Genomic DNA, 24108 nt, shown 5'->3' with positions numbered 1-24108 from the left:
AGCTGCTGCATGGGAGTGCCGCACTCCGGCCGCCGGCGGGTGATCGGTGGCCGCGGCAGGCCGCTATCAGCTGCGGCTGTGCCTGTGCTGCCAGGCCGGCCGGAGTGCGACACCGCGCTGCACCAGCGCCTCCTCGCGCTTGTCCGGGAAGTGCCGGAAGAGGGCAAACTCCACACTCATGCCGTCCTCGACCTCGCCCGCCGCAGCGTGAACATCTCGTCGACATCCAGGCCGCGGTCGACGCCGTGAGGTACGACGTTCTGCCCGGGCTCGAGATGCAGGTGCTTGCCATCGAGGTAGACCTCGACCTTGTCCGGCTCGAAGGACACCAGGTCGCTGACCCGTCCGACCTCCTGGTAAGCGTTGCGGTACGACCAGGCGGCGCGACGCGCCTCGCCGATGTCGTAGTAATCGCACAGGCCCTTGTAGGGGCAGAAGGTCTGGCCGTCGACGGGGCGCAGCTGGGCCTGGTCGATGTCGGCCCGCCGGACGTACCAGCGCGGGGCGAATCCGGACTCGAAGAGCACCACGGGGTGTTCGGAGCGGGCGATCACGGTGTCGCCGAGGCGGACTTCCAGGCTGCGGGAGGTGTCGCGGATGTCGATGCGGTGGTACGGGTCCGCGGCGTGTCCCAGGATGCGTTCGTCCTCCTCGTAGAAGGCGTCCATCGCGCGCCAGGCGAAGGCGATGCGGCTCTGGAGTTCGGCGGCGTGCCCGGGCGGTGCGGTGAATTCCCAGGCGGCGCGTTCGGTGCTGCGGTCGCCGGCGTGCACCGCGTACCAGGCGGTGTCGCCCAGGTCCTGGTGATGGGTGACCTGGCCACTCGGTACCAGAGCCTGCGCGTCGACGTCTTCGCGGGGGAAGTAGGCGACCGGGTAGCGGCCCGGTGCGTGAAGCAGGAGCACGTTCTCACTGTCGGCGATCCAGTTGTCGTTGAACTTCACGCGCATACGGCGGCGCAGCGGCTCGGCGAACAGGAGGCGTTCGGGGAGGGCCTCGGGGGTGAGGAAGTGTCCGATCGTGCCGGCGGAGAGGGGGCCTTGCTGCCAGGACAGTCCCATGGGTGGTCCCTTCCGGGTGCGGGGTGCGGGGTGCGGGGTGCGGGGTGCGGGGTGCGGGGTGCGCGGGTGGCCGCACACGCAGAGGGTGGGTGGTCTGGCGCCGCTGTCGCCCCGATGCCCGGGTGTGTCAGGCGAGGACGCGGGCGAGGAAGTCGCGGATGTACTCGGTGATGGTCCCGAGGTGGCTCTCCAGGGCGAAGTGCCCGGACTCCAGCAGGTGGATCTCGGCATCGGGCAGGTCCTGGCGGAAAGCCTCCGCGCCGTCGGGGCCGAAGATCTCGTCGTTGGCTCCCCAAACTGCCAGGAGGGGACCTGGGAGTCGCGGAAGTACTGGTGGACCTGTGGGTAGAGATCCACGTTGGTGGGGTAGTCGCGGAACAGCTTGAGCTGGATCTCGTCGTTGCCCGGGCGGTCGAGCAGCGCCTGGTCGTGGACCCAGTTGTCTGGGCTGACCAGGGTGGGGTCGGCGACCCCGTTCACGTACTGCCAGCGGGTGATCTCGAGGGTCAGGGCGCCTCGCATGGGGGCTTCGGTGTCCGGTCCCGGGTTCTGGGTGTAGGCGAAGACGCCGTCCCAGAAAGGCTTGACGAAGCCCTCCTCGTAGGCGTTTCCGTTCTGGGTGATGATCGCGGCGACACGCTCGGGTGCCCGGAGCGCCAGGCGCCAGCCGATGGGGGCGCCGTAGTCCTGCACGTACATCGCGAACCGGTCGACGCCCAGCTGCCGGAGCAGCTCCTCGGTGACGTCGGTGAGGGCGTCGAAGGTGTACGGGAAGTCCGCCAGAGCCGGCATCGCGGACTGGCCGAACCCGATGTGGTCGGGGGCGATCACGTGGTAGCGGTCGGCGAGCGCCAGGATCAGATGGCGGAACATGTGCGAGCTTGTCGGGAAGCCGTGGAGGAGCACGACGACAGGCGCCTGGGGATCACCGGCCTCCCGGTAGAAGACCTCGAGACCGTCGACGGTGGCGGTGCGGTGGTGGACTGCGAAGGCCATATACCTAACCCCTCTATCTGGATTTAGTGGTTACATCTCCAGTCCAGCAAACTCGATCTAACCTGTCAAGAGTCTTTTGCTGGTTATAGTGGATGCTGGTCGGGGCGCCGCCGCGCCCGGGCGACTAAACGTCGGCCTGCCTCAAGCCTCCGCCTGTGCACGGTCATCAGCCAGCGAACCCCGTCCACCCGGACCCGGGCCTGGTACGCGCGAGCAACGGTCCACTGGCAGATCTCGGCGGATCCACCGATCGATTCATGATCGCGAAATCGCGGCGGCAATGGCACAGAACTAGGATCGGTTCCAGCGCACCAAACGCGGCGCCAAGAGGGACTGCCCGGCTCGCCACCCCGCAGGAGGTCCGCAATGGCGACGCTGCTGTCCGTCAACGTAGGGATGCCCAAGGACGTCTCCTGGCAGGGAAGGACCGTTCACACCGGTGCCTGGAAGGCTCCCGTCCAGGGCTCCCGTATGGTCCGGCGGCTGAACGTCGATGGAGACGGTCAAGGAGATCTGGCCGGGCACGGCGGGGAAATTCGAGCCGTCCTCGTCTACCAACTGCAGTCCTACCGGTACTGGCAACGGCAGCTCGGTCGCGACGACCTGACCTTCGGGATCTTCGGGGAGAACTTCACCGTCGACGGCCTGCCCGACGACGAGGTGTGCATCGGCGACCGGTACCGCATCGGCGAAGCCGAATTCGAAGTCACCCAGCCGCGCGTCACCTGCTACCGCGTCGGCATGCGCCTGGGCGAACCCACGATGGCCTCCCTGCTGGTCGCCCACCACCGCCCAGGCTTCTACCTGCGCGTGATCACCGAGGGACGCGTCCAGGCCGGCGACGAGATCACCCTCACCCGCAAAGGCCCGGAAGGACTCAGCGTCGCCGAGATCGACGCGCTGCTCTACCTCCCGGGCCGTGACCCGCGAAGCTGCGCGGAGCGCTGAACATCCCCGCTCTCAGCCCCGGGTGGCAGCAGTCCTTCCGCGAACTCGCCGCCGCCCAGCAGCCCAAACAGGAACCGGGGTGGCCGGGCGAACGCGCCAGCACCCAGCAACCGAGAGAAGAGGCGGGGTGGCCGGGCTTCAAGACCATGCGCGTCGCCCGCATCGTCCCGGAGACCCCCACGGTCTCCTCGATCTACCTCGGCACCACCGACGGCACGCGCCTGCCCGAGGCCCACCCGGGCCAGTACCTCTCCATCCGCCTCGCCACCGGCGGCACCGCCCCCGCAGTGCGCAGCTACTCCCTCTCCTCGGCTCCCACCGCCGACACCTACCGCATCAGCGTCAAGCACGAGCCCCAGGGGAAAGTGAGCAGCTACATCCATACCGCGCTCCGCCCCGGGGACCTCGTGGACATCGCCTGCCCGCGCGGGACCTTCGTACTGCAAGAAGGCACCCGCCCGATCGTCCTCATCTCCGCAGGGATCGGTGCCACTCCCGTCCTGGCCATGCTCCACCGACTTGCCGCCACGACAGATCCCCGCCCTGTGTGGTGGATCCACACCACCCACGACCGTGCCCACCACGCCTTCGCGGACGAGGCCCACGCCCTTCTGGCGCAACTCCCGCACGCCCACGAGCACATCTACTACACGGCCGAAACCGCCCCCCACCCCGAGGACCCCCACATCAGCTGGGAACGCCCGACCGCCCCTTCACTCGCGGCCCTGGGCATTCCCACCGACGCCGACGCCTACCTCTGCGGACCGCCCGCCTTCATGGACGACCTCCGAGGCTTCCTGCGCGAGCACGGGCTGAGCCCCGAGCGGATCCATACGGAACAGTTCAGCGCCCTGCCCGCCATCAACCCCGGCGTCACACCCACCGCCGCGATCCAGCCGCACCAGCCACCGGGGCCCACGGGCACCGGCCCCCTCGTCACCTTCGCCCGCAGCAGCATCACCACCCCATGGTCACCCGCTCACGCGTCTCTCCTCGATCTCGCCGAAGCCTGCGACATCCCCACCCGCTGGTCCTGCCGCACCGGTGTCTGCCACACCTGCATCACCCACCTCGTGGCAGGCGACATCACCTACACCACCCCACCCCTCGAACGCCCGGAGCCAGGCACCATCCTCGTCTGCTGTAGCGAGCCCGCTTCCGAGGTCGTCCTCGACCTCTAGTCGCCCGCGACCGCCCGGCCGGCCAGGGCGAAGACCGGCGTCGAACAATCCCATGAACGAATGAATGACCAGTCCGATCGTGATGCGAGGACACCGTGAGCGAAGCACCGGAAATCCAGGGAAACGGCACCTATGACGTGATCGTGCTCGGTGCCGGTCCCGTCGGTCAGAACGTGGCGGACCGTGCCCGTGCCGGCGGACTCTCCGTAGCCGTCGTAGAGCGCGAACTCGTCGGGGGCGAATGCTCGTACTGGGCCTGCGTGCCCAGCAAGGCCTTGCTGCGGCCGGTCATCGCGGTCGCCGACGCCAACCGCGTGGACGGTGCCCGGCAGGCCGTCACCGGCCGGCTTGACGCGGACCGGGTCTTCGCCCGGCGCAATCGGTACGTCACCGACTGGGACGACGGCGGACAGGCCCAGTGGGTCAAGTCCATCGGCGCCGACCTGTTCCGTGGGCACGGCCGCCTCGACGGACCCCGTCGCGTCACCGTCACCCGGGACGACGGCGGACAGCGGCTCCTCACCGCCCGGCACGCGGTGGCCGTCGCCACCGGCAGCCGGCCCGTGCTGCCCGACATCCCTGGCATCGAGGAGGCCCGGCCCTGGACCAACCGGCGCGGCACCGACTCCAGCACCGTGCCCGCCCGCCTCGCCGTGGTCGGCGGCGGGGTTGGGGTCGAAATGGCCACACTCTGGCAGGGCCTCGGCTCTCAGGTCACCCTTCTCGCGCGCCGCCGCCTGCTGCCTCGCATGGAACCCTTCGCCGGAGACCTCGTCACCCAGGGCCTGACCGAGGCGGGCGCGGACGTGCGGATCGGTGTGCAGGTGGCCGCCTTGCGCCGCCCCGACCCCACCGGTCCCGTCACGCTCACCCTCGACGACGGCAGCGAACTGGAGGCCGACGAGGTCCTGTTCGCCACCGGCCGCACTCCCGCCACGGGCGACATCGGGCTGGACACAGTCGGTCTCACCCCCGGCTCCTGGCTGGACGTGGACACCACCTGCCTGGTGAACGGCGTCGACGGCGACTGGCTGTACGCCCTCGGCGACGTCAACCACCGTGCCCTGCTCACCCACCAGGGCAAGTACCAGGCTCGCACCGCAGGCGACGCCATCGCTGCCCGAGCCGCCGGCCGCCCTGCGGACGACGAGCCCTGGGGTGACCATGCCACCACCGCCGACCAGCACGCCGTACCCCAGGTCTTCTTCACCGACCCCGAGGCCGGCGCAGTGGGCCTGACAGCCGGGCAAGCGGCCGACGCCGGCCACCGGATCAGGACGGTCGACCTCGACTTCAATGCCGCCCAAGGCGCCAACCTCTACGCCGACGGCTACCGAGGCCATGCCCGGTTGGTCGTCGACCTCGACCGGGAAATCCTGCTCGGGGTCACCTTCGTCGGCCCCGGGATCAGCGAGCTCCTGCACTCGGCCACCATCGCGGTCGCAGGCGAGGTCCCGCTCAAGCGGCTCAGGCACGCGATCGCCTGCTTCCCCACCGTCAGTGAGATCTGGCTCTTCCTCCTCGCCGCCTACCAGCGCGACTGAGCTGCATCCAGGAAACACACCCCGCGAAGATGGGAGAAATTCCCTACAACGACCTCATCTTCAACCTCCCGGGTGGCGGGGTGACACCCAGGGTGTCGACCACACACTGTCGTGGACCACGTCATTGGTGAACCCGAGCGCGGGAGTGCAAGGGCCTCCGGGTGACGGCACTGTCGGTGCGATCGGCTCAACACGCGGTGGGGGCGGCTCAGGGTGCGAGGACGCGGGCGCGGCAGGCGGATGGGGTGCCCCATGCGTCCCGGAGGGGCCGGGCTTTGCGGATCCACAGGGAGAGGTCCAGCTCCTCCGTGTAGCCGAGGGCGCCGTGGAGTTGCAGGGCGGTGCGGGCCGCCGCGTACGCCGCCTCGCCCGCGGAGACCTTCGCCGCGGCGATCTCCCGACCGGCGGCCGGATGTGCCGTGGCCAGCATGAGAGCGGCGGCGTACAGCAACGGCTGGGCGAACTCCAGGGCGATGAGCGTGTCGGCGAGCCGGTGCTTGACCGCCTGGAAGGATCCGATGGCGACCCCGAACTGGGTGCGCTGCCGGGCGTAGTCGACGGTGCGCGCCAGCAAGGCGCGGCCCAGCCCGAGGGACTGGGCGGCCGTGGCCAGGGCCGCGACATCGGCGGCGTGCGCGGCTGCCGCGATCACCTCGGGCCCCCGGCCCAGGACGGGTCCGCCGTGTGGCCGGGCCAGTCGCCGGGCCGGGTCGAGGGACGCCTGGACCTTCCCGTGCCCCTCGGCCACCCGCAGCGTGTCGTCGTCGATGACGAACACGGCGTCGCACGCGTCCGCGTCCAGAGCGTACGGGCTGTTCGCTCCCGGGGCGCACAGCGAGACGACGGCCTTGCCGGAGGCGATCTGCGGCAGCCATGTCCGCATCACGTCACCGTCGTCCAGGCGGTCGAGGAGCGCGGCTGCGGCAACCGTCTCCACCAGCGGACCCGGCACCGCGTGGCGGCCCAACTCACCGAAGGCGACGGCGAGTTCGACGGGCAGCGGGCCGAGCCCGTCGTGCTCCTCCGGCACGGCGAGGGCGAAGACTCCGGCCTCGGCCAGGCGGGCCCACAGGGCGCGGCCGGGCGCGGTGTCGCCGGCCGACCAGGCCCGTACGACCGCCGGGGTTCCGGCCGCCGCCAGCAGGCCATTCAGCGTGCGGCCGAACTCCCGCTGCTCGTCGTCGAGGAGGAACCGCATCACCGGCGTCCCTTCGGCAGGCCGAGCAGCCGCTCGGCGATGATGTCGCGCTGGATCTCGTTGGTCCCGGCGTAGATGGGACCGGCGAGGGAGAAGGTGTGGCCCTCGGCCCAGCTGCCGTGGGCGGGGGCCTCCGGGGCGCCGTCGGCGAGTTCCCCGTACGGGCCGAGCAGGTCGAGGGCGGTCTCGTGCAGTGCGATGTCCAGCTCCGACCAGAAGACCTTGTTCAGGCTGGACTCCGCGCCGATCGGTCTCCCCGCGGCCAGGCGGGAGGCGTTGGCGTAGGTGAACAGCTGGTAGGCGCGGGCGCCGATCACCGCGTCGACCACCCGGTCGCGCAGCGCGGTGCCGGAAGCGGCGGCCCGCTCGCGCCACAGGGCTGTGAGGCGGTCGGCGGACGCGATGAACCGCCCGGGGCTGCGCAGGGTGAGCCCGCGCTCGTTGCCCGCTGTGCTCATCGCCACCCGCCAGCCCTGTCCGGGCTCGCCGATGACGTCCTCGTCGGGCACGAAGACCTCGTCGAGGAACAGTTCGGCGAAGGCGGGCTTGCCGTCCAGCCGCCCGATGGGCCGTACGGTCACCCCTTCGGCGTCCAGCGGGAACATCAGATAGGTCAGTCCCTGGTGGGGCTTCGGGGTGTCCGGGTCGCTGCGGAAGAGACCGAAGGCCCGGTCGGCGAACGCGGCCCGCGACGACCAGGTCTTCTGGCCGCTGAGGCGCCAGCCGCCGTCGGTGCGTACGGCGGTGGAGCGCAGGGAGGAGAGGTCCGAGCCGGCTTCCGGTTCGGACCAGGCCTGGGCCCAGATCACCTCGCCGCTCGCCATGGGCGGCAGGATCCGGGCGCGCTGCTCGGCCGTACCGTGCTCGAAGAGGGTGGGGGCGAGGAGGTTGATGCCGTTCTGGCTGACGCGTCCGGGCGCACCGGCGGCGTAGTACTCCTCCTCGAAGATCAGCCAGTGCAGGATCGAGGCGCCCCGGCCGCCGTACTCCTCGGGCCAGGAGACCACCGACCAGCGGTCGGCGAACAGCGTGCGCTCCCACTCCCGGTGGGCCGCGAAGCCCTCCGCCGTCTCCAGGGAGGGCAGCGGGGCGTCCGGGACGTGGGCGGCGAGCCAGGCGCGGGCCTCGGCCCGGAAGGCGTCCTGCGCGGCCGTGAAGTCCAGGTCCATCAGGCCTCCCTCGTCCCGGCCGCCTTCATGGCGTGGAGGTCCATGCCGCCGAGGGAGTCCTCGGCGGTCTCGGCGTTGTGCGCGTGGGCGAGGTGGTGCAGTCCGAACGCTGAGTCCAGCCCGGCGTGCATCCCCTGCAGATCTTCGGCCTGGTTGACCGCGCGCTTGGTCAACGTCAGGCCCATCCGCGGCATCTCGGCGATCCGCTCTGCCAACTCCCTTGTAAGATCGGGCAGTTCCTCGCGGGGCACCACCCGGTTGACCATTCCGACCTCGTACGCCCGCCGGGCGCTCATCCGGTCACCGGTGTAGAGGAACTCCTTGGCGATCCGTGGCGGCATCACCCAGGGGTGGGCGAAGAACTCGACTCCGGGGATGCCCATCCGCACCACGGGGTCGGCGAAGAACGCGTCGTCGGAGGCGACGATCAGGTCGCAGACCCAGGCGAGCATCAGCCCGCCCGCGACGCAGGCGCCCTGCACCGAGGCGATCATGGGCTTGGGCAGCTCGCGCCAGCGGCGGCACATGCCCAGGTAGACCTCGGACTCGCGGGCGAAGCGGCTTTCGGCGCCCGCCTTGTCCGAGTGGTCCCACCACAGCCCGGCCCTGCGGTCGAACGGAAGGTGGGCGTCGCGCTCGGGGGTGCCGATGTCGTGCCCGGCGGAGAAGTGCCGGCCCGTACCGGCGAGGACGACGACCTTCACCTGGTCGTCGTCGGCCGCGCGGTAGAAGGCGCGGTCCAGGGCGTAGGTCATCGCGGAGTTCTGGGCGTTGCGGTGGCCGGGCCGGTGCATCGTGACGGTCGCGACCGGGCCCCGCTTCTCGTAGCGCACCGGGCCGTCGGGCGTCGTCTGCGCATCCTCGTGGGCAGCGGACATCCAGCCCCTCCTTCCCTAACAAGTGTTTGGTAGGTTAACGTACCGTCATGAGCAGCGTCGAGGAGTTCCGCTCGGAGATCCGCGCCGGGCTGCGGGCCGACCTCACCGGTCGGTTCCCGCATCTGCGCGGGCGCGGGGGGCCTGGGCGCGAGCACGAGGCCGTTGCCGAACGCCCGGCGCGGGAGCGGCACATGGGCGAGCAGCTCCTCGGCCCCGCCCTGATCCCTTTCGGGATGCCCGGACAGCGCGAGCGGTTCCTCCCGCCGATCGTGGCGGTGGAGGAGCTGTGGTGCCAGGGCCACAGCGTCGATGAGGTGTTCTTCGACGGGGCCGGCTCGCCGCGGGGGAGCCGTACGACCCGACCGACTGGCGGCGGCTGTTCCCCGTCTCCCGCCCCGGCACCGGCTACGCCGGGTCGAACGAGATCCGGCGGACCATCATCGCCGAGCGCGTCCTCGGCCTGCCCAAGGAGGTGTGCCCATGACCGCGCCGAACACGCCGCCGCCGTACGTCCCCGGCCACGGTCTGCTCGCCGGCCGCACCGCCGTCATCACCGCCGCCGCGGGCGCGGGCATCGGCGGGGCGACGGCCCGGCGGCTGCTGGAGGAGGGCGCCGGTGTCGTCATCTCCGACGCCCACGCCCGCCGCCTGAAGGAGTCCGAGGCGGCGCTCGCCGCGGAGTTCGGCCCGGACCGGGTGGCCGCGCTGCCCTGCGACGTGACCGACGAGGCCCAGGTCGGCGCGCTGTTCGAGCTGGCCGAGGAGCGCCACGGCCGGCTCGACATCGTCGTCAACAACGCCGGCCTCGGCGGCACCGCCGACCTGGTCGAGATGAGCGACGAGCAGTGGGCAAAGGTTCTCGACGTCACCCTGAACGGCACCTTCCGCTGCACCCGCGCCGCGCTGCGCCGGATGAAGACGGCAGGCGGCGGTGGCGTCATCGTCAACAACGCCTCGGTGGTCGGCTGGCGCGCGCAGAAGGGCCAGGCGCACTACGCCGCCGCCAAGGCCGGGGTCATGGCCCTGACCCGCTGCGCCGCGCTGGAGGCCGCCGAGTACGGCGTACGGGTCAACGCCGTCTCGCCGAGCCTGGCCATGCACCCGCACCTGGCCAAGGTCACCACCCCCGAGCTGCTCGAGGAGCTCACCTCCCGCGAGGCGTTCGGCCGCCACGCCGAGCCGTGGGAGGTGGCCAATGCCATCGTCTTCCTCGCCAGTGGCTACTCCTCGTACCTGACCGGGGAGGTCCTGTCGGTCAGCAGCCAGCACCCGTGAGGCGAGAATGGCCCGGTGCCGAAGAACAGCGAGAAGACCACGGTGAGCCCGTCGCCCGAGCGGCGCGAGGAACTGCTGGCGACCGCCGCCGAGGTGTTCGCCGCGCAGGGATACAACGCCACCACCGTCCGCAAGATCGCCGATGCCGCCGGAATGCTTGCGGGCAGCCTCTACTACCACTTCGACTCCAAGGAGTCGATGCTCGACGAGATCCTCTCCGCGTTCCTGGACGAGCTGTGGGCCCGGTACGACGCCGTGCTCGCTTCCGGGCTCGGTCCCCGGCAGACGCTGGAGGCGCTCGTGACCGAATCCTTCCGGGAGATCGACCGGCACCGCGCCGCCGTCGCCATCTACCAGAAGGAGTCCAAGCACCTGCTGGACGAGCCGCGCTTCCACTACCTCGCCGACTCGCAGGCCAGGTTCGAGAAGGCGTGGCTGGGCACGCTGGAGCGCGGGGTGGCCACCCAGGTCTTCCGCGCCGACCTGGACAGCCGGCTCACCTACCGCTTCCTGCGCGACACCGTCTGGGTCGCCGCGTCCTGGTACCGGCCGGGCGGACAGCACAGCCCCGAGGAGATCGCACGCCAGTACCTGTCGATGGTGCTGGAAGGCATCGCCGTCCGCGAATGACACTGGAAACGTCACCGAAGGAGCAGCAGGCATGCCCGAGGCATACATCGTCGAAGCGGTACGCACCCCGGTCGGCAGGCGGAACGGCGGACTCGCCGCCGTCCACCCGGCCGACCTCGGCGCCCATGTGCTGCGGGCGCTGATGGAGCGCTCGGGCGTCGACCCGGCCGCCGTCGAGGACGTCGTCCTCGGCTGCCTGGACACCGTCGGGCCGCAGGCCGGCGACATCGCCCGCACCTGCTGGCTGGCCGCGGGGCTACCGGAGGAGGTACCCGGCGTGACCGTCGACCGCCAGTGCGGCTCCTCCCAGCAGGCCCTGCACTTCGCCGCCCAGGGCGTGCTCTCCGGCACCCAGGACCTGGTGGTCGCGGGCGGCGTGCAGAACATGTCCCAGATCCCCATCGCCTTCGCCAGCCGCCAGGCGGCCGAGCCGCTGGGGCTGACCGAGGGCCCGTACGCCGGCTCCGCGGGCTGGCGCGCCCGCTACGGCGACCAGCCGGTCAACCAGTTCCACGGCGCCGAGCTCATCGCCCAGAAGTGGCACATATCCCGCCGCGACATGGAGGAGTTCGCGCTGCGCTCCCACGAGCGGGCCATCCGCGCCATCGACGAGGGCCGCTTCGACCGCGAACTCGTCCCCTACGGCGAGGTCACCACCGACGAAGGCCCCCGCCGCGACACCAGCCTGGAGAAGATGGCGGCGCTCAAGCCGCTGATCGACGGCGGCCGGCTCACCGCCGCCGTCTCCTCCCAGGTCTCCGACGGCGCATCGGCGATGCTGCTCGCCTCCGAGCGGGCGGTACGCGAGCACGGGCTTATCCCGCGCGCCCGCATCCACCACCTGTCCGTACGCGGCGAAGACCCGATCCGGATGCTGTCCGCGCCGATCCCGGCCACGGCCCACGCGCTGAAGAAGGCCGGGATGACGCTCGACGACATCGACCTGGTCGAGATCAACGAGGCCTTCGCCTCCGTGGTGCTGGCCTGGCTGAAGGAGACCGGTGCCGACCCGGAGAAGGTCAACGTCAACGGCGGCGCCATCGCCCTCGGACACCCCCTGGGCGCCACCGGCACCAAGCTCATGACCACACTGCTGCACGAACTGGAGCGCACCGGCGGCCGCTACGGCCTGCAGACCATGTGCGAGGGCGGCGGCCAGGCCAACGTCACCGTCATCGAGCGCCTCTGACGTACGACCGCCGCTCGGTTCCGACGTACCGCGAGGAGCCGGCCACGAACCCGCATGGGGGAGCCCGGGCGCCGATGCGCAAGACTGTGCATGACCGTCATCGGCGCCGATCAGGACCCCTCCCTGGGGGAGGCGCAGGCGTCGACCCGGTGCAACTGCAGGTCGTGAGTCTCGCTGTCCTCGATGGTCAGGGAGCGGATTGCGGTTGCGGGCACGCTGGTTCACTGCCTTCCGCGGCGGCGGGTCGTCGTCTTGCAGCCGAGAGGACGCCCCGCTTCCCGAGCGGCATGCCGGAGGTCCTTGAGGTCGCCCAGTTCCGCAAGATCGTCGCCGTTCAGGATCAGCCGCCCGGAGTGGGATCGAATACTTGCCGGGGGCTCGACGCTGCTGCGTGGTGCTGTCATGCCTGGTCAGCGCCGCGCAGCGGCGTACTCCATCCCGCATGTGACACCTCGTGCCGGACCGTCCGCTCACGCATCGCGCACGCATGAGAGCGGTGCGGGGCACGCTGCCGAGCCCTCTGCCATCCTCACGAGCGCCAATGTTGGCCCTGCTTGCAAGCGTGTGTGCCCGCGTGCTGGAAGTGGTGGGGTGCGCGCCACCTTGAAGACACCGTTCTCAACGCTTCCGCCGGCGCCCGCCCCGGCGCGCAGCCGCTGCCGCCCCCGCTGTCGCCGTTTCCGCTTGCGGGCCGGGCCGGTCGGCGGAGACCACCAGGGCGGCGAGCAGTGTGGTGACCGGTACTGAGGCGACCAGGCCGATCGAGCCCACCAGCGTGCGCACGATCTCCTCGGCCACCAGCTCGCTGTTGGCGACCGTGCTCACGCCGCTCTGCGCGATGGAGAAGAGGAGCAGGAGAGGCAGCGCGGCACCGGCGTAGGCGAGGACGAGGGTGTTGACCACGGAGGCGATGTGGTCGCGGCCGATGCGGATGCCCGCCCGGTACAGTCCGCGCCAGCCCATCGAGGGATTGGCGTCGTGCAGCTCCCAGACGGCCGATGTCTGCGTCACCGTGACATCGTCGAGCACGCCGAGGGAGCCGATGATGACGCCGGCGAGCAGCAGGCCGCTCATGTCGATCTTCGGGAAGAGGCCGTGGATCAAGCCGGTTTGGTCGTCGGTGTTGCCGGTGAGCGCTGCCCAGTCGATGAACTGGGAGCCGAGGATGCCGATCAGTGCCAGTGAGACCAGTGTGCCGAGCACGGCCACCGAGGTGCGGGCCGACAGGCCGTGGCACATGTACAGGGCGATCAGCATGATCGCACTCGACCCGACCACCGCCACCAGGAGCGGGTTCGAGCCCTGCAGTACCGCCGGCAGGATGAAGAAGTTCAGCACCAGGAAGCTGACGGCCAGCGCGACCAGCGCCATCACGCCGCGCAGCCGGCCCACCACCACGACGGCGAGCGCGAAGATCCCGGCCAGCAGGCCCATGGGGAAGCGGCGGTTGACGTCGGTGACCGAGTACTGCAGGTCCTTGGGCGCGGAGGGTTCGTAGGCGGTCACGACCTGCTCGCCCTGGTGGAGCTGTCGCGCCTGGTCGGGCTGGACGATCTCGGTGAAGGTACGGCCCTTGTCCTTGCCTGTGTCGACGCGGATCGTGGCCTTGTGGCAGGTGCCGTTCGCCTCCTGTGCCGCGGAGTTGCCCTCGGCGGTGGCGGTGTCGCCGGTGGGGGTCTCGCCGGAGGCGTTCACCGACTTGCAGCTGACCTCGACGACCCTGGTGACCGTCGCCTGCTGGGTCTGCTGGTCGAAGCCGACACCGGTGCGCTTGTGCGGCGGGGCTCCTCCCGGCCACAGCACCACGAGCCCCACCACGACCGCGGCAGTGAAGGGGATCAGGATCGCCGCGATGACCTTGCGCAGGTGCCGGGAGACCGGCGTGGCAGGACCGTGACTGTGGCTGTGTCCATGGGGGTGCGCGTGTCCGTGACCGTCGGTGACCGCTCCGGGACCGTGGCCGGAGCCATGTCGGGCATCGGCGACCGTGATGGGCCCGTTGCCCATCACGGGGGCGTGCCCACGGCCGCCTATGGCCGAGGGAATGTGACCCGCGTCGGCATCGGGCCCGTAGCCGGGGTGGGGCATCGACTCGGGAGGATTCCTGTATTCGTAGTCGTGGCCGTACTCGCTCGCATGACCACCTCTGGTCCCCGACGGGTCGCCGACCCCGTTCCAGTTTCCGGTGCTCTGCCGGTCAGCGGCTCCCATGCCGTCTCCCTCGCGGTCGTCCCTGCCCCTCCGAAGCCGGGCCTGCGCGGCGGCTCTGAGGAAGAGTAGGCCATTGAAACCTCCTGGGTCGGCTCTGGGCCGCCCAGCCCCTCCCCGGCACGCTTCGCGGCCACGGCCCTCCGCCGTGAGCGGGGTGCGGATGAGCTGGGCTCAGTCCTCGTCCTGGGCGCGCCGGTAGAGCTTGGCGATGTCGTCGTCGAAGTACGCGGCGTAGGAGACATCGTCCTGGTCGCCGCCGCCCTCGTGGCCGCCCAGGACGCCGATGACCGTGCCGGTGTGGCTCTTGGGGTCGTAGTCGGCGAGCCAGGGGCTGCCGCTGGTTCCGTCCTCGAGGCCGGTGCACTGGATGCGCAGCTGGGTGTCGCTGAACTTCGTGGTGTGGTTCTGGCATGAGACGGGGGTGTCACGGCTGGCGGGATAGCCGGTGATCTTGACCTTGTTGTCGAAGCCGCGGTTTACGCCGAGGGTGTTGCCGCCCAGGACGTCCTGGATGTCCTTGCCGTCCTTCTGGTCGAGGACGAGGAAGGCGAAGTCGAGGTCCTCGTCCTGCGACTTGGCCCAGCGGTCGTCGACGACCACCTTGCTGACCTTCCACAGGCCGGTGGGTTCGTCGCCGTTGCGGTAGCCGGGGGCGAAGACCAGGTCGTTCAGCGGCTGTCCGGAGTCGGCGTCGAAGGCGCAGTGGGCCGCGGTGATCAGCATGTTCCGGCCCGGACTTTGCACCACGCTCGCCGTGCAGAAGTGGGCGCCCTGGTCGTCCTTCTCGAAGACCGCGCCGATCCGGGCGTTCTCCTCGGTCCTGCGGGGGGTGTACGCGTTGCCGTCATGGGCCGCGGCCGTCACGGGGAGGTCCTGGTCCTGGCCCCGCAGGGACTGGCCCGGCTCGCCGGACTTGCCGAAACCGCTGCGCCCGCTGCTTCTGGCCGCATGGGTTGCGGCGTCACCGATCACTGCGGATGCCCCGACGATGACCAGCGTGAGGGGCAGGATGGAATTCCTGACTAGCGAGCGCACAAGGTCATTATCGACGCGGGCAGGGAAAACGGGAGGTGCTTCACCCGGAGGCTCCCGTCACAATCCACCGTCCGGACCGGCCATCGGCACCCCGGTCTGCTTCCGCGCCCCGGCCGGCCTCTGGCAGCGCGCGGAAACCCCAGCCGAGCGCCTGTCTCGACTGCTCGGGGCCTGATCAACCGACCACGTGTCGCAATGATCACTGGGATCCGCCCTCTCCATGAGGGGGCTAACCGCTTCCTATGGAAGAGCAAAGAATTCTGTCCGGTACTGCCGAGTAGGCGCCTCCGGAGCTACCTTCCTCTCGCATGCTGTCATGTCACGCTCACTCAGTGTCATGACAGGTGTGTGCGAGTGTCATGCTCATGACTGCGCGGTTCCGCCGCCGCTACGCGCGTCACGGGCTGCCCATCCAGTGCGAGAAACCCCACTTCCCGATGGAGGCAGTACCCATGCGTGAGTCACGCCCGAGCGGGCGGAGACGGAGTCTGCGAAGACTCGTCGCCGTCGCCTTCCCCGCCCTCACTCTGACCGTCGCCGGATTCACCGCCGCACCGACGGCCGGCGCTCAGCCCGCCGCGACCCACCCTCAGATCTCCAAGGTCACGCAGAACGCCAAGGCGCTGACCGCCCCCGGGCGGCAGACCTATCACTCCACCGGCAAGGCCGGCCAGAAGGTGCCGACCCAGCACCTGTGCGCCACCGCCGAGCCGGGCCACGCGTCCTGTTTCGCCCAGCGCCGCACCGACATCAAGCAGCGCCTCGCCGCCGCCGTCGCGGCCGCGCCCTCCGGCCTCTCCCCGGCCAACCTGCACAGCGCGTACAACCTGCCCACCGCGGCCGGTTCGGGCATGACGGTCGGCATTGTGGACGCCTACAACGACCCCAATGCCGAGTCGGACCTGGGCACGTACCGTTCCACGTACGGCCTGTCGTCCTGCACCAAGGCCAACGGTTGCTTCAAGCAGGTCAGCCAGACCGGTTCCACCACCTCGCTGCCGACCAACGACACCGGCTGGGCCGGTGAAGAGATGCTCGACATCGACATGGTCAGCGCGGTCTGCCCGAACTGCTCCATCATCCTGGTCGAGGCGAACTCCGCGAGCATGGCCGACCTCGGCGCCGCCGAGAACGAGGCCGTGGCGCTCGGCGCCAAGTTCGTCTCCAACAGCTGGGGCGGCTCCGAGTCCTCCTCCCAGACCAGCGACGACACCTCGTACTTCAAGCACCCGGGTGTCGCGATCACGGTCTCCTCGGGTGACTCCGCCTACGGCGCCGAGTACCCGGCCACGTCCCAGTACGTGACGGCCGTCGGCGGCACCGCGCTCACCACCGCCTCCAACTCCCGCGGCTGGAGCGAGTCGGTGTGGCACACCAACTCCACCGAGGGCACCGGCTCCGGCTGCTCGGCCTACGACCCGAAGCCGAGCTGGCAGACCGACACCGGCTGCTCCAAGCGCATGGAGGCCGACGTCTCCGCGGTCGCCGACCCGGCCACCGGCGTCGCGGTCTACGACACCTACGGCGGCACTGGCTGGGCGGTCTACGGCGGCACCAGCGCCAGCTCGCCGATCATCGCCTCCGTCTACGCCCTCGCGGGCACTCCGGGCTCTAGCGACTACCCGGCGAAGTACCCCTACCAGCACACCGGCAACCTGTACGACGTCACCAGCGGCAACAACGGCAGCTGCTCCCCGTCGTACTTCTGCGCCGCGGGCACCGGCTACGACGGGCCGACCGGCTGGGGCACCCCGAACGGCACCACCGCCTTCACCGCCGGCTCCACCGGTGGCAACACGGTGAGCGTCACCAACCCCGGCAGCCAGTCGACCACCACCGGAAGCTCGGTCAGCCTGCAGATCAAGGCCACCGACAGCGGCGGCGCCTCCCTCACCTACAGCGCGAGCGGGCTGCCGACGGGGCTGTCCATCAACAGCTCCACCGGCCTGATCTCCGGCACGGCGTCCACGGCGGGCACCTACCAGGTCACGGTCACCGCGAAGGACTCCACCGGCGCCTCCGGCTCGACCTCCTTCACCTGGACCGTCGGCTCCGGCGGTGGCGGCTGCACCTCCTCCCAGCTGCTGGCCAACCCCGGCTTCGAGTCGGGCAGCACCGGCTGGAGCGCGACGAGTGGGGTCATCACCAACGACACCGGTGAGGCGGCCCACGGCGGCTCGTACTACGCCTGGCTGGACGGCTACGGCTCCTCGCACACCGACACGCTGTCCCAGTCGGTGACGATCCCGGCCGGCTGCAAGGCCACGCTGACCTTCTACCTGCACATCGACACCGCCGAGACCACCACCAGCACCGCGTACGACAAGCTGACGGTGACCGCCGGTTCGACCACCCTGGCGACCTACTCGAACCTCAACCACAACTCCGGGTACGCCCAGAAGAGCTTCGACCTGTCGTCCTTCGCGGGGTCGACGGTCACCCTGAAGTTCAACGGCGTGGAGGACTCCTCGCTCCAGACCAGCTTCGTCGTGGACGACACCGCCCTGACGACCAGCTGATCCTCTGTACGGCCCCGGGTCCCGCACGCGGAAGCCGTCCGCGTGCGGGACACGCCGTTACCCGTGCCCGTTGTGGGGCCCTCGGCGTGCCGGGTCACCAACTGCTCTTGGTCACGCCGGGGAGCTCGCCCGCGTGGGCCATCTCGCGTACGCGGATGCGGGACAGGCCGAAGGCGCGCAGGTGGCCTCGGGGGCGGCCGTCCACGCAGTCGCGGTTGCGCAGGCGGGTGGCGCTGGCGTCGCGGGGCTGTCGGCGCAGTTCCCGCTGGGCGGCGGCGTGGTCCTCGTCGGAGCTTCCGGGGAACGCGATGATCGCCTTCAGTGCGGCGCGGCGCGCGGCGTAGCGGGTCACGACGAGGCGCCGCTGCTCATTCTTCGCGATCTTGCTCTTCTTCGCCATCAGATCTTCCCTCCCCGGGCGCGGATGCGGGCCACCGCGGCCTCGATGCCGATCGTGTCGACGGTCTTGATGCCCTTGGCCGAGAGGGTGAGCCGGACGTGGCGGCTTTCGCTCGGCAGCCAGAAGCGCTTGTGCTGGATGTTGGGGTCGAAGCGGCGCTTGCTGCGCCGGTGCGAGCGGGAGATGCGGTGCCCGAAGCCGGGTTGCCGGCCGGTGAGTTGGCAGTGGGCGGACATGGCTGTTCCTCCTTTGGGTGGATGCAGCAGCACACTAGCCCTTGATGAAAATGAAAACCAATCCCATGTATGGTTTGTCCATGGCCCGTAACGAACTGCGCCCGATCATCAAGCTGAGGTCCACCGCCGGTACCGGCTACACCTACGTGACCCGCAAGAACCGCCGTAACAACCCAGACCGGCTCACCCTGCGCAAGTACGACCCGCTCGCCGGCCGCCACGTCGATTTCCGTGAGGAGCGCTGAGCGCCGTGAAGCCCGGAATCCACCCCGAGTACCGCCCGGTCGTCTTCCGTGACCGGGCCGCCGACCACGCCTTCCTCACCCGGTCCACGGCCACGAGCGACAAGACCATCGAATGGGAGGACGGCAACACCTACCCGGTCATCGACGTCGAGATCTCCTCGGCGAGCCACCCCTTCTACACCGGCACCCAGCGGGTCCTGGACACCGCGGGGCGGGTCGAGCGTTTCGAGCGGCGCTACGGACGCCGACGGAGCAAGCCGTGAACCGGGACGAGGCGCGGCTGCCGGTGGCGATCGTCGGCGGGTTGCACGCCGACGCCCGCCGGGCCGCCGTGGCGGACATCCTGCGTACGGTCCCCGGCTCGGTCGCGCTGCACCACGACCTGACATCCGCCGCCGACAGGGCGGTGCACCGCACGGTGCGCGACGCCGACGGACTGCTGGGCAGCGGCGACGCACCCCTGGTGAACGACTGCGCCTGCTGCGCGTTGCGCGAGGACCTCGTCCCCGAACTGCTGCGGCTCGCAGCGGAGGGAAGGTACCGGCTGGCCGTCGTGGAACTGTGGGACTCCGTCGAGCCGCAGGCCATGGCCGCGGTCATCGCCGCCGCGGGCGCACCGCTGGCCCTGACCGGGGTCGCCACCGCGGTCGACCCGGCACTCGTCCTGCCGTACCTGTCCAACGGCGACGACCTGGCCGACGCCGGCCTCGCCGCCGCGTCGACCGACCAGCGCACGGTCGCCGACACCTTCGCCCGGCAGCTGGAGTACCCCACGGTGATTGCCCTCGGCGACGCCGATTCTTGCGACGAGGTCGCCGACGACACCGACCACACACTGCTCGCCCAGCTCACACCCGGAGCGCGAAAGGTGCGTGTGGAGAGCGACGGCGCCCTGGGGGCAGCGCTGTCGGCGGGCTTCGACGTGGCAGCGGCCGCCGCCCGTGTGCATCCTGCGTGCGCGCTGCTGCCGCAGGAGTGCGACGAGCACGGCGTGAGCACCTTCGTCTGGCGGCGCGAACGCCCCTTCCATCCGCAGCGCCTGTACGCGGCGCTTGAGGACCTCACCTGCGCGGCCGCCCGCAGCCGTGGGCGGTTCTGGCTGGCGGACCGCCCCGACACACTGCTGTCCTGGGACGCCGCCGGCGGGGCGCTGTGTGTGGAGTCGGCCGGGCCCTGGCTGGCCGCACTGCCCGACGCCGCCTGGGAGATGGTGCCCGCCGAGCGCCGTATCGCCGCCTCCGTGGACTGGCACCCCGAACACGGTGACCGCTGCCAGTACCTCACCTTCATCTCGCCCGGCCTGGACCGCGACGGCCTGTCGGCCCTGCTCGACTCCTGCCTGCTCACCGACGACGAGTACGCGGCGGGCAGGGACCGCTGGAAGCAACTCCCACACGCATTCGACGACTTGCTCGACCCCGTGACCTGAAAGAGAGGACCGACCTCACCATGACCCGACGCACAAGCACCCGGCGGCAGACCGCCAAGCGCCAGCGCACCAACCCCCTGGACACCGCCGGCATCACCTACATCGACTACAAGGACACCGACTTGCTGCGGAAGTTCATCTCCGACCGCGGAAAGATCCGCAGCCGTCGCGTGACCCACGTGACGCGCCAGCAGCAGCGGCAGATAGCACAGGCCGTCAAGAACGCACGCGAGATGGCGCTCCTGCCCTACAGCTCCCGATAGGGCGATGGGCACCCGCCGGAGTCGACGCACGCCCGGGTGCCGCAGGCCCGGAGGGTGCAGGCACTGTTTGCGCCGCTGAGGGATTCACCACCGAAGTCGATGCCACCCCGGGTGGTAGACCGTGTCCTCGCAAACGGCCCCGGACGAGACGTCCGAACCTCCGACACCCGCTGTAGGAGTGGGGGATTCAGCCCGCTGGTGGCAGTGCGCGGAGGGTGGCCTGAGCCTCGCCCATGATGCGTCTGACGAGGTCGGTGCAGGACGGGAGGTCGTCGATCAGGCCCGCGACCTGGCCGGAGGCCATCACGCCGAGGTCGGTGCGGCCCTCGACCATGGATGCCTTGAGCAGCATGGGTGTGTTGGCGGCCAGTAGCACCTGACTCCAGGTCAGTTCCTTGCCGTGCTTCATGGCCAGGCCGTCGCGCGCCATCCGGGCCCAGCTCATGCCGGTGTGCTGCCTGAACGCCGCCGCGTGGCGGATCGCCCGGAGCAGCGCGGCGGTTCGGCCCGAGCGCTCGAGGGCGTCGACCAGTTCGGTGCGCAGCATCCGGTGCGGCAGGCCGTCGACCTTGGTGGTGACGGTGACGTCGTGGACCGACGCGGTCAGGTAGCGGGCCTTGACCGCGTCGGGGACGGTGCTGTCGGCGGTGAGCAGGAACCGGGTGCCCATGGCGATCCCGGCGGCGCCGTAGGCCAGCGCGGCGACCAGGCCGCGGCCGTCGTGGAAACCGCCGGCCGCGATGACCGGGATGTCCACGGCGTCCACGATCTGCGGGAGCAGGACGGTGGTGGCGACGTTGCCGGTGTGGCCGCCGCCCTCGCCGCCCTGTACCACCACCGCGTCGGCGCCCCACGCGGCGACCTTCTCGGCGTGCCGCCGGGCGCCGATGGAGGGGATGACGACCACTCCGGCGTCCTTGAGTCTCGCGATCAGCTCCCGGGAGGGGGCGAGAGCGAACGAGGCGACCTTCACCCCCTCGTCGACGATGATCCGTACGCGCTCGGCCGCGTCCCCGGCGTCCGCCCGCAGGTTGACCCCGAAGGGCGCGTCCGTGCGGGACTTCACCTCGCGGACGGCGGAGCGGAGCTGAGCGGTGGTCATGGTGGCGGAGGCGAGGGTGCCGAGCGCTCCGGCGCCCGCGGCGGCCGAGACCAGGCGGGGTCCGGCCACCCACCCCATACCGGTCTGCACGATGGGGTGTCGGACCCCGACGAGCCTGGTCAGGGGGGTGTCGATCCTGAACTCCGTCATGCCGGCGGCACCTCGTGTTCGCGCATCCCCCGGGGATCGATGACCTCACGGATCAAGCGCAGTTCCTCGTCGGTGGGTGCGCGGGTGTACGGCACCTCGTCGGGGACCGCGAGCTCGAAGCCGGTGGCCTCGACGACCTGCTCGACGGTGACCCCGGGATGCAGTGAGCGCAGCCGCATCGTCCGGTCCGGGGTCTCGAAGTCGAGGACACCCAGGTCGGTGACGACGTGCGCGAGGCGGTGGTAGCGGGTCGCTGAGGGTCCGGCAGCGGCAGCACGGTCGTAGCCGACGCCGCAGACCATGTCGACCCGCTCCACGAACACCCGCCGCGAATGCCGCGGCACCCAGTAACTGGTCGGGTTGTTCAGGGTGTTGACCGGAGCGCCGCGCACGCCCAGCAGCTGGCGGGTGGGCCGGGCCCAGTCGCCGATGCAGGAGATGTTCTGGTTGCCGTGCCGGTCGAGCTGGCTCGCGCCCATCATCACGTGCCGCCGCCCGGTGGCGACCAGCGCCAGGTGCCGGCGGTACGGCAGCCAGCCCTCCACCACCTCCGCCTCGGCGCCGACCGCCGGGACGTCGCCGATGAGCAGTGCCTCGCCGTCGGTCAGCAGCAGCTCGGGGGAGAAGGTGAGCTTCGCCAGCCGGGCCCCGATCGCCGGGATCGTGCCCATCGGGCTGGCCAGGATCTCGCCCGCGCCCCGCCAGGCCTCGGCGCACGCCAGAACGCACGTCTCGGCTCGCGTCGCCTTCGTCGTGATCACGCTTCCTCCTTGTGGAACGCCGCCACCGCGGCCTGGTAGGCGTCCTCGTCGCCGGACAGGAACCGGTCGGCGAAGGCCCGCCAGGCCTCCGGGTCCCGGGCGGCCCGGGCGTAGGCGCGCTGGAACGCCTCGTCGCGGTCGTGGTCCGGGGCGCAGGAGGTGAAGTGTGCGCCGTTCGGGGCCTCGACGACGCCGTCCACGAACGCGCGCCTGACCAGAAGTGTCTGCGGCCCGGCCTCCTTGAGCAGGTCAGCGGTGTCCACGATCCGCTCGCAGGAGACGTACGCGGCGTCGGCGGCCTCGCAGAACAGGTCGTCGAAGTACGGGTCGGGGCCGAGGTACTGGCCGTTGCCGTGGACATCGGCCCGGTTGAGGTGGACGAGTGCGGCGTCCAGGCGCAGGGCGGGCACGGCGGCCAGCTCCTCGCCGTCGTCGTACGGCGATGTCACCGTCCGCAGCTGCGAGTTGACCCGCATCACATCCGAACCCAGGCCGGCCCGGATCGGCATGAACGGCAGCCGGTGCACCGCGGCCGTCAGCCCCCACATCACCATCGCCTCGTCCAGTTCCACCAGCTCGAACGCCCCCCGTTGCCGGGCAGCGGTGAAGTGCGGTTCCAGCGGGATCGAGTCGAGCGTCGCGAACGCCGCGACCAGCTTGCGGACCTTCCCGGCAGCCGCCAGCAGCCCGACGTCCGGGCCGCCGTACGACACCACGGTCAGATCGGTGACGTCCGAGCGGAGCAGCACCCGTACCAGCGCCATCGGCTTGCGCCGCGAACCCCAGCCGCCGATTCCGATCGTCATGCCGCTGCGCAGACGGCCCACGACCTGCTCGGGGGTCATCGTCTTGTCCCTCAACTCCGGTCCTCCTTGGCCGATACGAAGGCGTCGCGGTGCTGGTCGGCGATGCCGCTGAGGTTGGCTTCGAAGGTGAAGCCCTGCTCGTAGCGGTAGCTGCGGCGGACGTCGACCGGGTCGATGCCGTTGATCGCGGCCTTGGCGAGGCGAATGAGACATCCGTCCTTCGCGGCGATCTCCCGAGCCAACTCCATTGTCGCGTCAAGGAGTTGTGCACGGGCTACCACCTGCCAGACCGAGCCGTGCCGGTGCAGTTCCTCGGCGGTGACGGTGCGCGAGGTGTAGTACAGCGCGCGCATCAGGTGCTGGGGGACCAGCCGGGCGAGGTGGGTGGCCGCTCCCAGTGCGCCGCGGTCCAGCTCGGGCAGCCCGAAGGTCGCGTCCTCGCTCGCCACGATCGCGTCGGCGTTTCCCACCAGGCCGATGCCGCCGCCCAGGCAGAAGCCGTGCACGGCGGCGACCACCGGGACCGCACAGTCGTAGACCGCGGAGAACGCCTCGAAGCAGCCGCGGTTGGCGCCGATGAGTGCCTCATGACCCTCGGTGCGCTGCATCTCCTTGATGTCGACGCCGGCGTTGAAGCCACGGCCCGCGGCGGTGAGGACGACGCAGCGCACCCCGGGGTCGGACCCGGCGGCGCGCACGGCGGCGGCCAGGTCGTACCAGCCCTGTACCGGCAGGGCGTTGACCGGCGGGAAGTCCACGGTGACGACGGCGATGCCCGCTTCCGGGGCGGTGGTGGAGACACCCATGAGCAGATCAGCTACCTTTCCACCAAACATTTGTTAGGTGGAAAGGTAGCAGCGGTCCGCTCGCTGCGGGAGGTGC

22 protein-coding genes and 2 pseudogenes are annotated in these 24108 nt (G+C 70.6%); 11 read left to right on the top strand and 13 right to left on the bottom strand.

Features of this window, described 5'->3' with window-relative positions; all coding sequences use genetic code 11:
- Positions 1–176: 176 nt before the first annotated feature.
- Together BFF78_RS01880 and BFF78_RS01875 are read right to left on the bottom strand one after the other, a co-directional pair.
- Positions 177–938: pseudogene (locus BFF78_RS01880) on the bottom strand (DUF427 domain-containing protein); the annotation flags it as partial.
- Between the two features lie 250 nt (positions 939–1188).
- A pseudogene (locus tag BFF78_RS01875) lies at positions 1189–2057 on the bottom strand (alpha/beta fold hydrolase).
- Between the two features lie 366 nt (positions 2058–2423).
- Between BFF78_RS01875 and BFF78_RS49635 the strand changes: the two are divergent.
- The 3 genes from BFF78_RS49635 (at position 2424) to BFF78_RS01865 (ending at position 5730) form a co-directional block, all read left to right on the top strand.
- The gene (locus BFF78_RS49635; protein WP_335755299.1) at positions 2424–3005 is read left to right on the top strand and encodes an MOSC domain-containing protein; all 582 of its coding nucleotides are present in this window, start codon (positions 2424–2426) and stop codon (positions 3003–3005) included.
- Positions 3006–3151: 146 nt separating this feature from the next.
- Positions 3152–4186, top strand: coding sequence for a 2Fe-2S iron-sulfur cluster-binding protein (locus BFF78_RS49630; protein ID WP_335755298.1), 1035 nt, complete (start codon positions 3152–3154; stop codon positions 4184–4186).
- Positions 4187–4281: 95 nt separating this feature from the next.
- Complete coding sequence (locus BFF78_RS01865; RefSeq protein ID WP_069776650.1) at positions 4282–5730, top strand: dihydrolipoyl dehydrogenase family protein; 1449 nt, start codon at positions 4282–4284, stop codon at positions 5728–5730.
- 208 nt (positions 5731–5938) lie between these two features.
- Here the strand turns inward: BFF78_RS01865 and BFF78_RS01860 are convergent, their stop codons facing one another.
- Genes BFF78_RS01860 through BFF78_RS01850 form a run of 3 tightly spaced genes read right to left on the bottom strand, consistent with a single transcriptional unit; the run spans position 5939 to position 8975 of the window.
- Positions 5939–6928, bottom strand: a complete 990-nt coding sequence (locus BFF78_RS01860; protein ID WP_069776649.1) for an acyl-CoA dehydrogenase family protein — start codon at positions 6926–6928, stop codon at positions 5939–5941.
- Positions 6928–8097 (bottom strand): acyl-CoA dehydrogenase family protein, encoded by a 1170-nt coding sequence (locus BFF78_RS01855; RefSeq protein ID WP_069776648.1) that lies wholly within the window; start codon positions 8095–8097, stop codon positions 6928–6930. The genes BFF78_RS01860 and BFF78_RS01855 overlap by 1 nt, the downstream gene beginning before the upstream one ends.
- Positions 8097–8975 carry an enoyl-CoA hydratase gene (locus BFF78_RS01850; protein ID WP_069776647.1) on the bottom strand — a complete coding sequence of 293 codons (879 nt, stop codon included), beginning with the start codon at positions 8973–8975 and terminating at the stop codon, positions 8097–8099. The genes BFF78_RS01855 and BFF78_RS01850 overlap by 1 nt, the downstream gene beginning before the upstream one ends.
- Before the next feature lie 480 nt (positions 8976–9455).
- Here BFF78_RS01850 and BFF78_RS01845 point away from each other — a divergent pair, with 480 nt between their 5' ends.
- Genes BFF78_RS01845 through BFF78_RS01835 form a run of 3 tightly spaced genes read left to right on the top strand, consistent with a single transcriptional unit; the run spans position 9456 to position 12069 of the window.
- Positions 9456–10250 (top strand): SDR family oxidoreductase, encoded by a 795-nt coding sequence (locus tag BFF78_RS01845; protein WP_069776646.1) that lies wholly within the window; start codon positions 9456–9458, stop codon positions 10248–10250.
- Positions 10251–10265: 15 nt separating this feature from the next.
- On the top strand, positions 10266–10880 hold the full coding sequence (locus BFF78_RS01840) for a TetR/AcrR family transcriptional regulator (RefSeq protein ID WP_069776645.1): 615 nt from the start codon (positions 10266–10268) through the stop codon (positions 10878–10880).
- A gap of 31 nt (positions 10881–10911) precedes the next feature.
- Positions 10912–12069 (top strand): acetyl-CoA C-acetyltransferase, encoded by a 1158-nt coding sequence (locus tag BFF78_RS01835; RefSeq protein WP_069776644.1) that lies wholly within the window; start codon positions 10912–10914, stop codon positions 12067–12069.
- Positions 12070–12687: 618 nt separating this feature from the next.
- Here BFF78_RS01835 and BFF78_RS01830 read toward each other — a convergent pair.
- Both BFF78_RS01830 and BFF78_RS01825 read right to left on the bottom strand, forming a co-directional pair.
- Positions 12688–14157, bottom strand: a complete 1470-nt coding sequence (locus BFF78_RS01830) for a YibE/F family protein (RefSeq protein WP_418346741.1) — start codon at positions 14155–14157, stop codon at positions 12688–12690.
- A gap of 294 nt (positions 14158–14451) precedes the next feature.
- Positions 14452–15315 carry a trypsin-like serine peptidase gene (locus BFF78_RS01825; RefSeq protein ID WP_069776643.1) on the bottom strand — a complete coding sequence of 288 codons (864 nt, stop codon included), beginning with the start codon at positions 15313–15315 and terminating at the stop codon, positions 14452–14454.
- A 452-nt stretch (positions 15316–15767) separates the two neighbouring features.
- Between BFF78_RS01825 and BFF78_RS01820 the strand changes: the two genes are divergently transcribed.
- Positions 15768–17834, top strand: coding sequence for a putative Ig domain-containing protein (locus tag BFF78_RS01820; RefSeq protein WP_069776642.1), 2067 nt, complete (start codon positions 15768–15770; stop codon positions 17832–17834).
- A 94-nt stretch (positions 17835–17928) separates the two neighbouring features.
- Here the strand turns inward: BFF78_RS01820 and rpsN are convergent, their stop codons facing one another.
- Both rpsN and rpmB read right to left on the bottom strand, forming a co-directional pair.
- Positions 17929–18234 (bottom strand): 30S ribosomal protein S14, encoded by a 306-nt coding sequence (gene rpsN / locus BFF78_RS01815; protein ID WP_069776641.1) that lies wholly within the window; start codon positions 18232–18234, stop codon positions 17929–17931.
- Positions 18234–18470: a 50S ribosomal protein L28 gene (gene rpmB, locus BFF78_RS01810; RefSeq protein WP_069776640.1), complete on the bottom strand. Its 237-nt coding sequence runs from the start codon at positions 18468–18470 to the stop codon at positions 18234–18236. Before rpmB ends, rpsN begins: the two co-directional genes overlap by 1 nt.
- 80 nt (positions 18471–18550) lie before the next feature.
- Between rpmB and rpmG the strand changes: the two genes are divergently transcribed.
- Genes rpmG through rpsR form a run of 4 tightly spaced genes read left to right on the top strand, consistent with a single transcriptional unit; the run spans position 18551 to position 20407 of the window.
- Positions 18551–18715 carry a 50S ribosomal protein L33 gene (rpmG, locus tag BFF78_RS01805; RefSeq protein ID WP_069776639.1) on the top strand — a complete coding sequence of 55 codons (165 nt, stop codon included), beginning with the start codon at positions 18551–18553 and terminating at the stop codon, positions 18713–18715.
- 5 nt (positions 18716–18720) lie between these two features.
- On the top strand, positions 18721–18978 hold the full coding sequence (locus tag BFF78_RS01800) for a type B 50S ribosomal protein L31 (protein ID WP_069776638.1): 258 nt from the start codon (positions 18721–18723) through the stop codon (positions 18976–18978).
- Positions 18975–20144, top strand: a complete 1170-nt coding sequence (locus BFF78_RS01795) for a CobW family GTP-binding protein (RefSeq protein WP_069776637.1) — start codon at positions 18975–18977, stop codon at positions 20142–20144. Before BFF78_RS01800 ends, BFF78_RS01795 begins: the two co-directional genes overlap by 4 nt.
- Before the next feature lie 20 nt (positions 20145–20164).
- A complete protein-coding gene (gene rpsR, locus BFF78_RS01790) occupies positions 20165–20407 on the top strand; it encodes a 30S ribosomal protein S18 (RefSeq protein WP_069776636.1) in 243 nt (80 codons plus the stop codon).
- A 187-nt stretch (positions 20408–20594) separates the two neighbouring features.
- On the opposite strand, the gene BFF78_RS01785 is transcribed toward rpsR, so the two are convergent.
- The 4 genes from BFF78_RS01785 to BFF78_RS01770 are packed head-to-tail and all read right to left on the bottom strand — an operon-like array spanning position 20595 to position 24032.
- A complete protein-coding gene (locus BFF78_RS01785; RefSeq protein WP_069776635.1) occupies positions 20595–21659 on the bottom strand; it encodes an NAD(P)H-dependent flavin oxidoreductase in 1065 nt (354 codons plus the stop codon).
- Positions 21656–22417, bottom strand: a complete 762-nt coding sequence (locus BFF78_RS01780; protein WP_069783304.1) for a CoA-transferase subunit beta — start codon at positions 22415–22417, stop codon at positions 21656–21658. The genes BFF78_RS01785 and BFF78_RS01780 overlap by 4 nt, the downstream gene beginning before the upstream one ends.
- Positions 22417–23280 carry a CoA transferase subunit A gene (locus BFF78_RS01775; RefSeq protein ID WP_418346606.1) on the bottom strand — a complete coding sequence of 288 codons (864 nt, stop codon included), beginning with the start codon at positions 23278–23280 and terminating at the stop codon, positions 22417–22419. The genes BFF78_RS01780 and BFF78_RS01775 overlap by 1 nt, the downstream gene beginning before the upstream one ends.
- Positions 23277–24032: an enoyl-CoA hydratase family protein gene (locus tag BFF78_RS01770; RefSeq protein ID WP_069776633.1), complete on the bottom strand. Its 756-nt coding sequence runs from the start codon at positions 24030–24032 to the stop codon at positions 23277–23279. The genes BFF78_RS01775 and BFF78_RS01770 overlap by 4 nt, the downstream gene beginning before the upstream one ends.
- Positions 24033–24108: the final 76 nt, after the last annotated feature.

Source organism: Streptomyces fodineus (assembly GCF_001735805.1).
GTDB lineage: Bacteria > Actinomycetota > Actinomycetes > Streptomycetales > Streptomycetaceae > Streptomyces > Streptomyces fodineus.
Note: the sequence above shows the minus strand (reverse complement) of the source record. Positions and strands in the feature narration are given on the sequence as shown.

Bases quoted from the DNA above. Each gene is read 5' to 3' on its own strand.
- BFF78_RS49635 (WP_335755299.1), top strand. From the start codon at position 2,424: ATGGCGACGCTGCTGTCCGTCAACGTAGGGATGCCCAAGGACGTCTCC.
- BFF78_RS49630 (WP_335755298.1), top strand. From the start codon at position 3,152: ATGCGCGTCGCCCGCATCGTCCCGGAGACCCCCACGGTCTCCTCGATC.
- BFF78_RS01860 (WP_069776649.1), bottom strand. From the start codon at position 6,928: ATGCGGTTCCTCCTCGACGACGAGCAGCGGGAGTTCGGCCGCACGCTG.
- BFF78_RS01855 (WP_069776648.1), bottom strand. From the start codon at position 8,097: ATGGACCTGGACTTCACGGCCGCGCAGGACGCCTTCCGGGCCGAGGCC.
- BFF78_RS01850 (WP_069776647.1), bottom strand. From the start codon at position 8,975: ATGTCCGCTGCCCACGAGGATGCGCAGACGACGCCCGACGGCCCGGTG.
- BFF78_RS01845 (WP_069776646.1), top strand. From the start codon at position 9,456: ATGACCGCGCCGAACACGCCGCCGCCGTACGTCCCCGGCCACGGTCTG.
- BFF78_RS01835 (WP_069776644.1), top strand. From the start codon at position 10,912: ATGCCCGAGGCATACATCGTCGAAGCGGTACGCACCCCGGTCGGCAGG.
- BFF78_RS01830 (WP_418346741.1), bottom strand. From the start codon at position 14,157: ATGCCCCACCCCGGCTACGGGCCCGATGCCGACGCGGGTCACATTCCC.
- BFF78_RS01820 (WP_069776642.1), top strand. From the start codon at position 15,768: ATGCGTGAGTCACGCCCGAGCGGGCGGAGACGGAGTCTGCGAAGACTC.
- rpsN (WP_069776641.1), bottom strand. From the start codon at position 18,234: ATGGCGAAGAAGAGCAAGATCGCGAAGAATGAGCAGCGGCGCCTCGTC.
- rpmB (WP_069776640.1), bottom strand. From the start codon at position 18,470: ATGTCCGCCCACTGCCAACTCACCGGCCGGCAACCCGGCTTCGGGCAC.
- rpmG (WP_069776639.1), top strand. From the start codon at position 18,551: ATGGCCCGTAACGAACTGCGCCCGATCATCAAGCTGAGGTCCACCGCC.
- rpsR (WP_069776636.1), top strand. From the start codon at position 20,165: ATGACCCGACGCACAAGCACCCGGCGGCAGACCGCCAAGCGCCAGCGC.
- BFF78_RS01785 (WP_069776635.1), bottom strand. From the start codon at position 21,659: ATGACGGAGTTCAGGATCGACACCCCCCTGACCAGGCTCGTCGGGGTC.
- BFF78_RS01770 (WP_069776633.1), bottom strand. From the start codon at position 24,032: ATGGGTGTCTCCACCACCGCCCCGGAAGCGGGCATCGCCGTCGTCACC.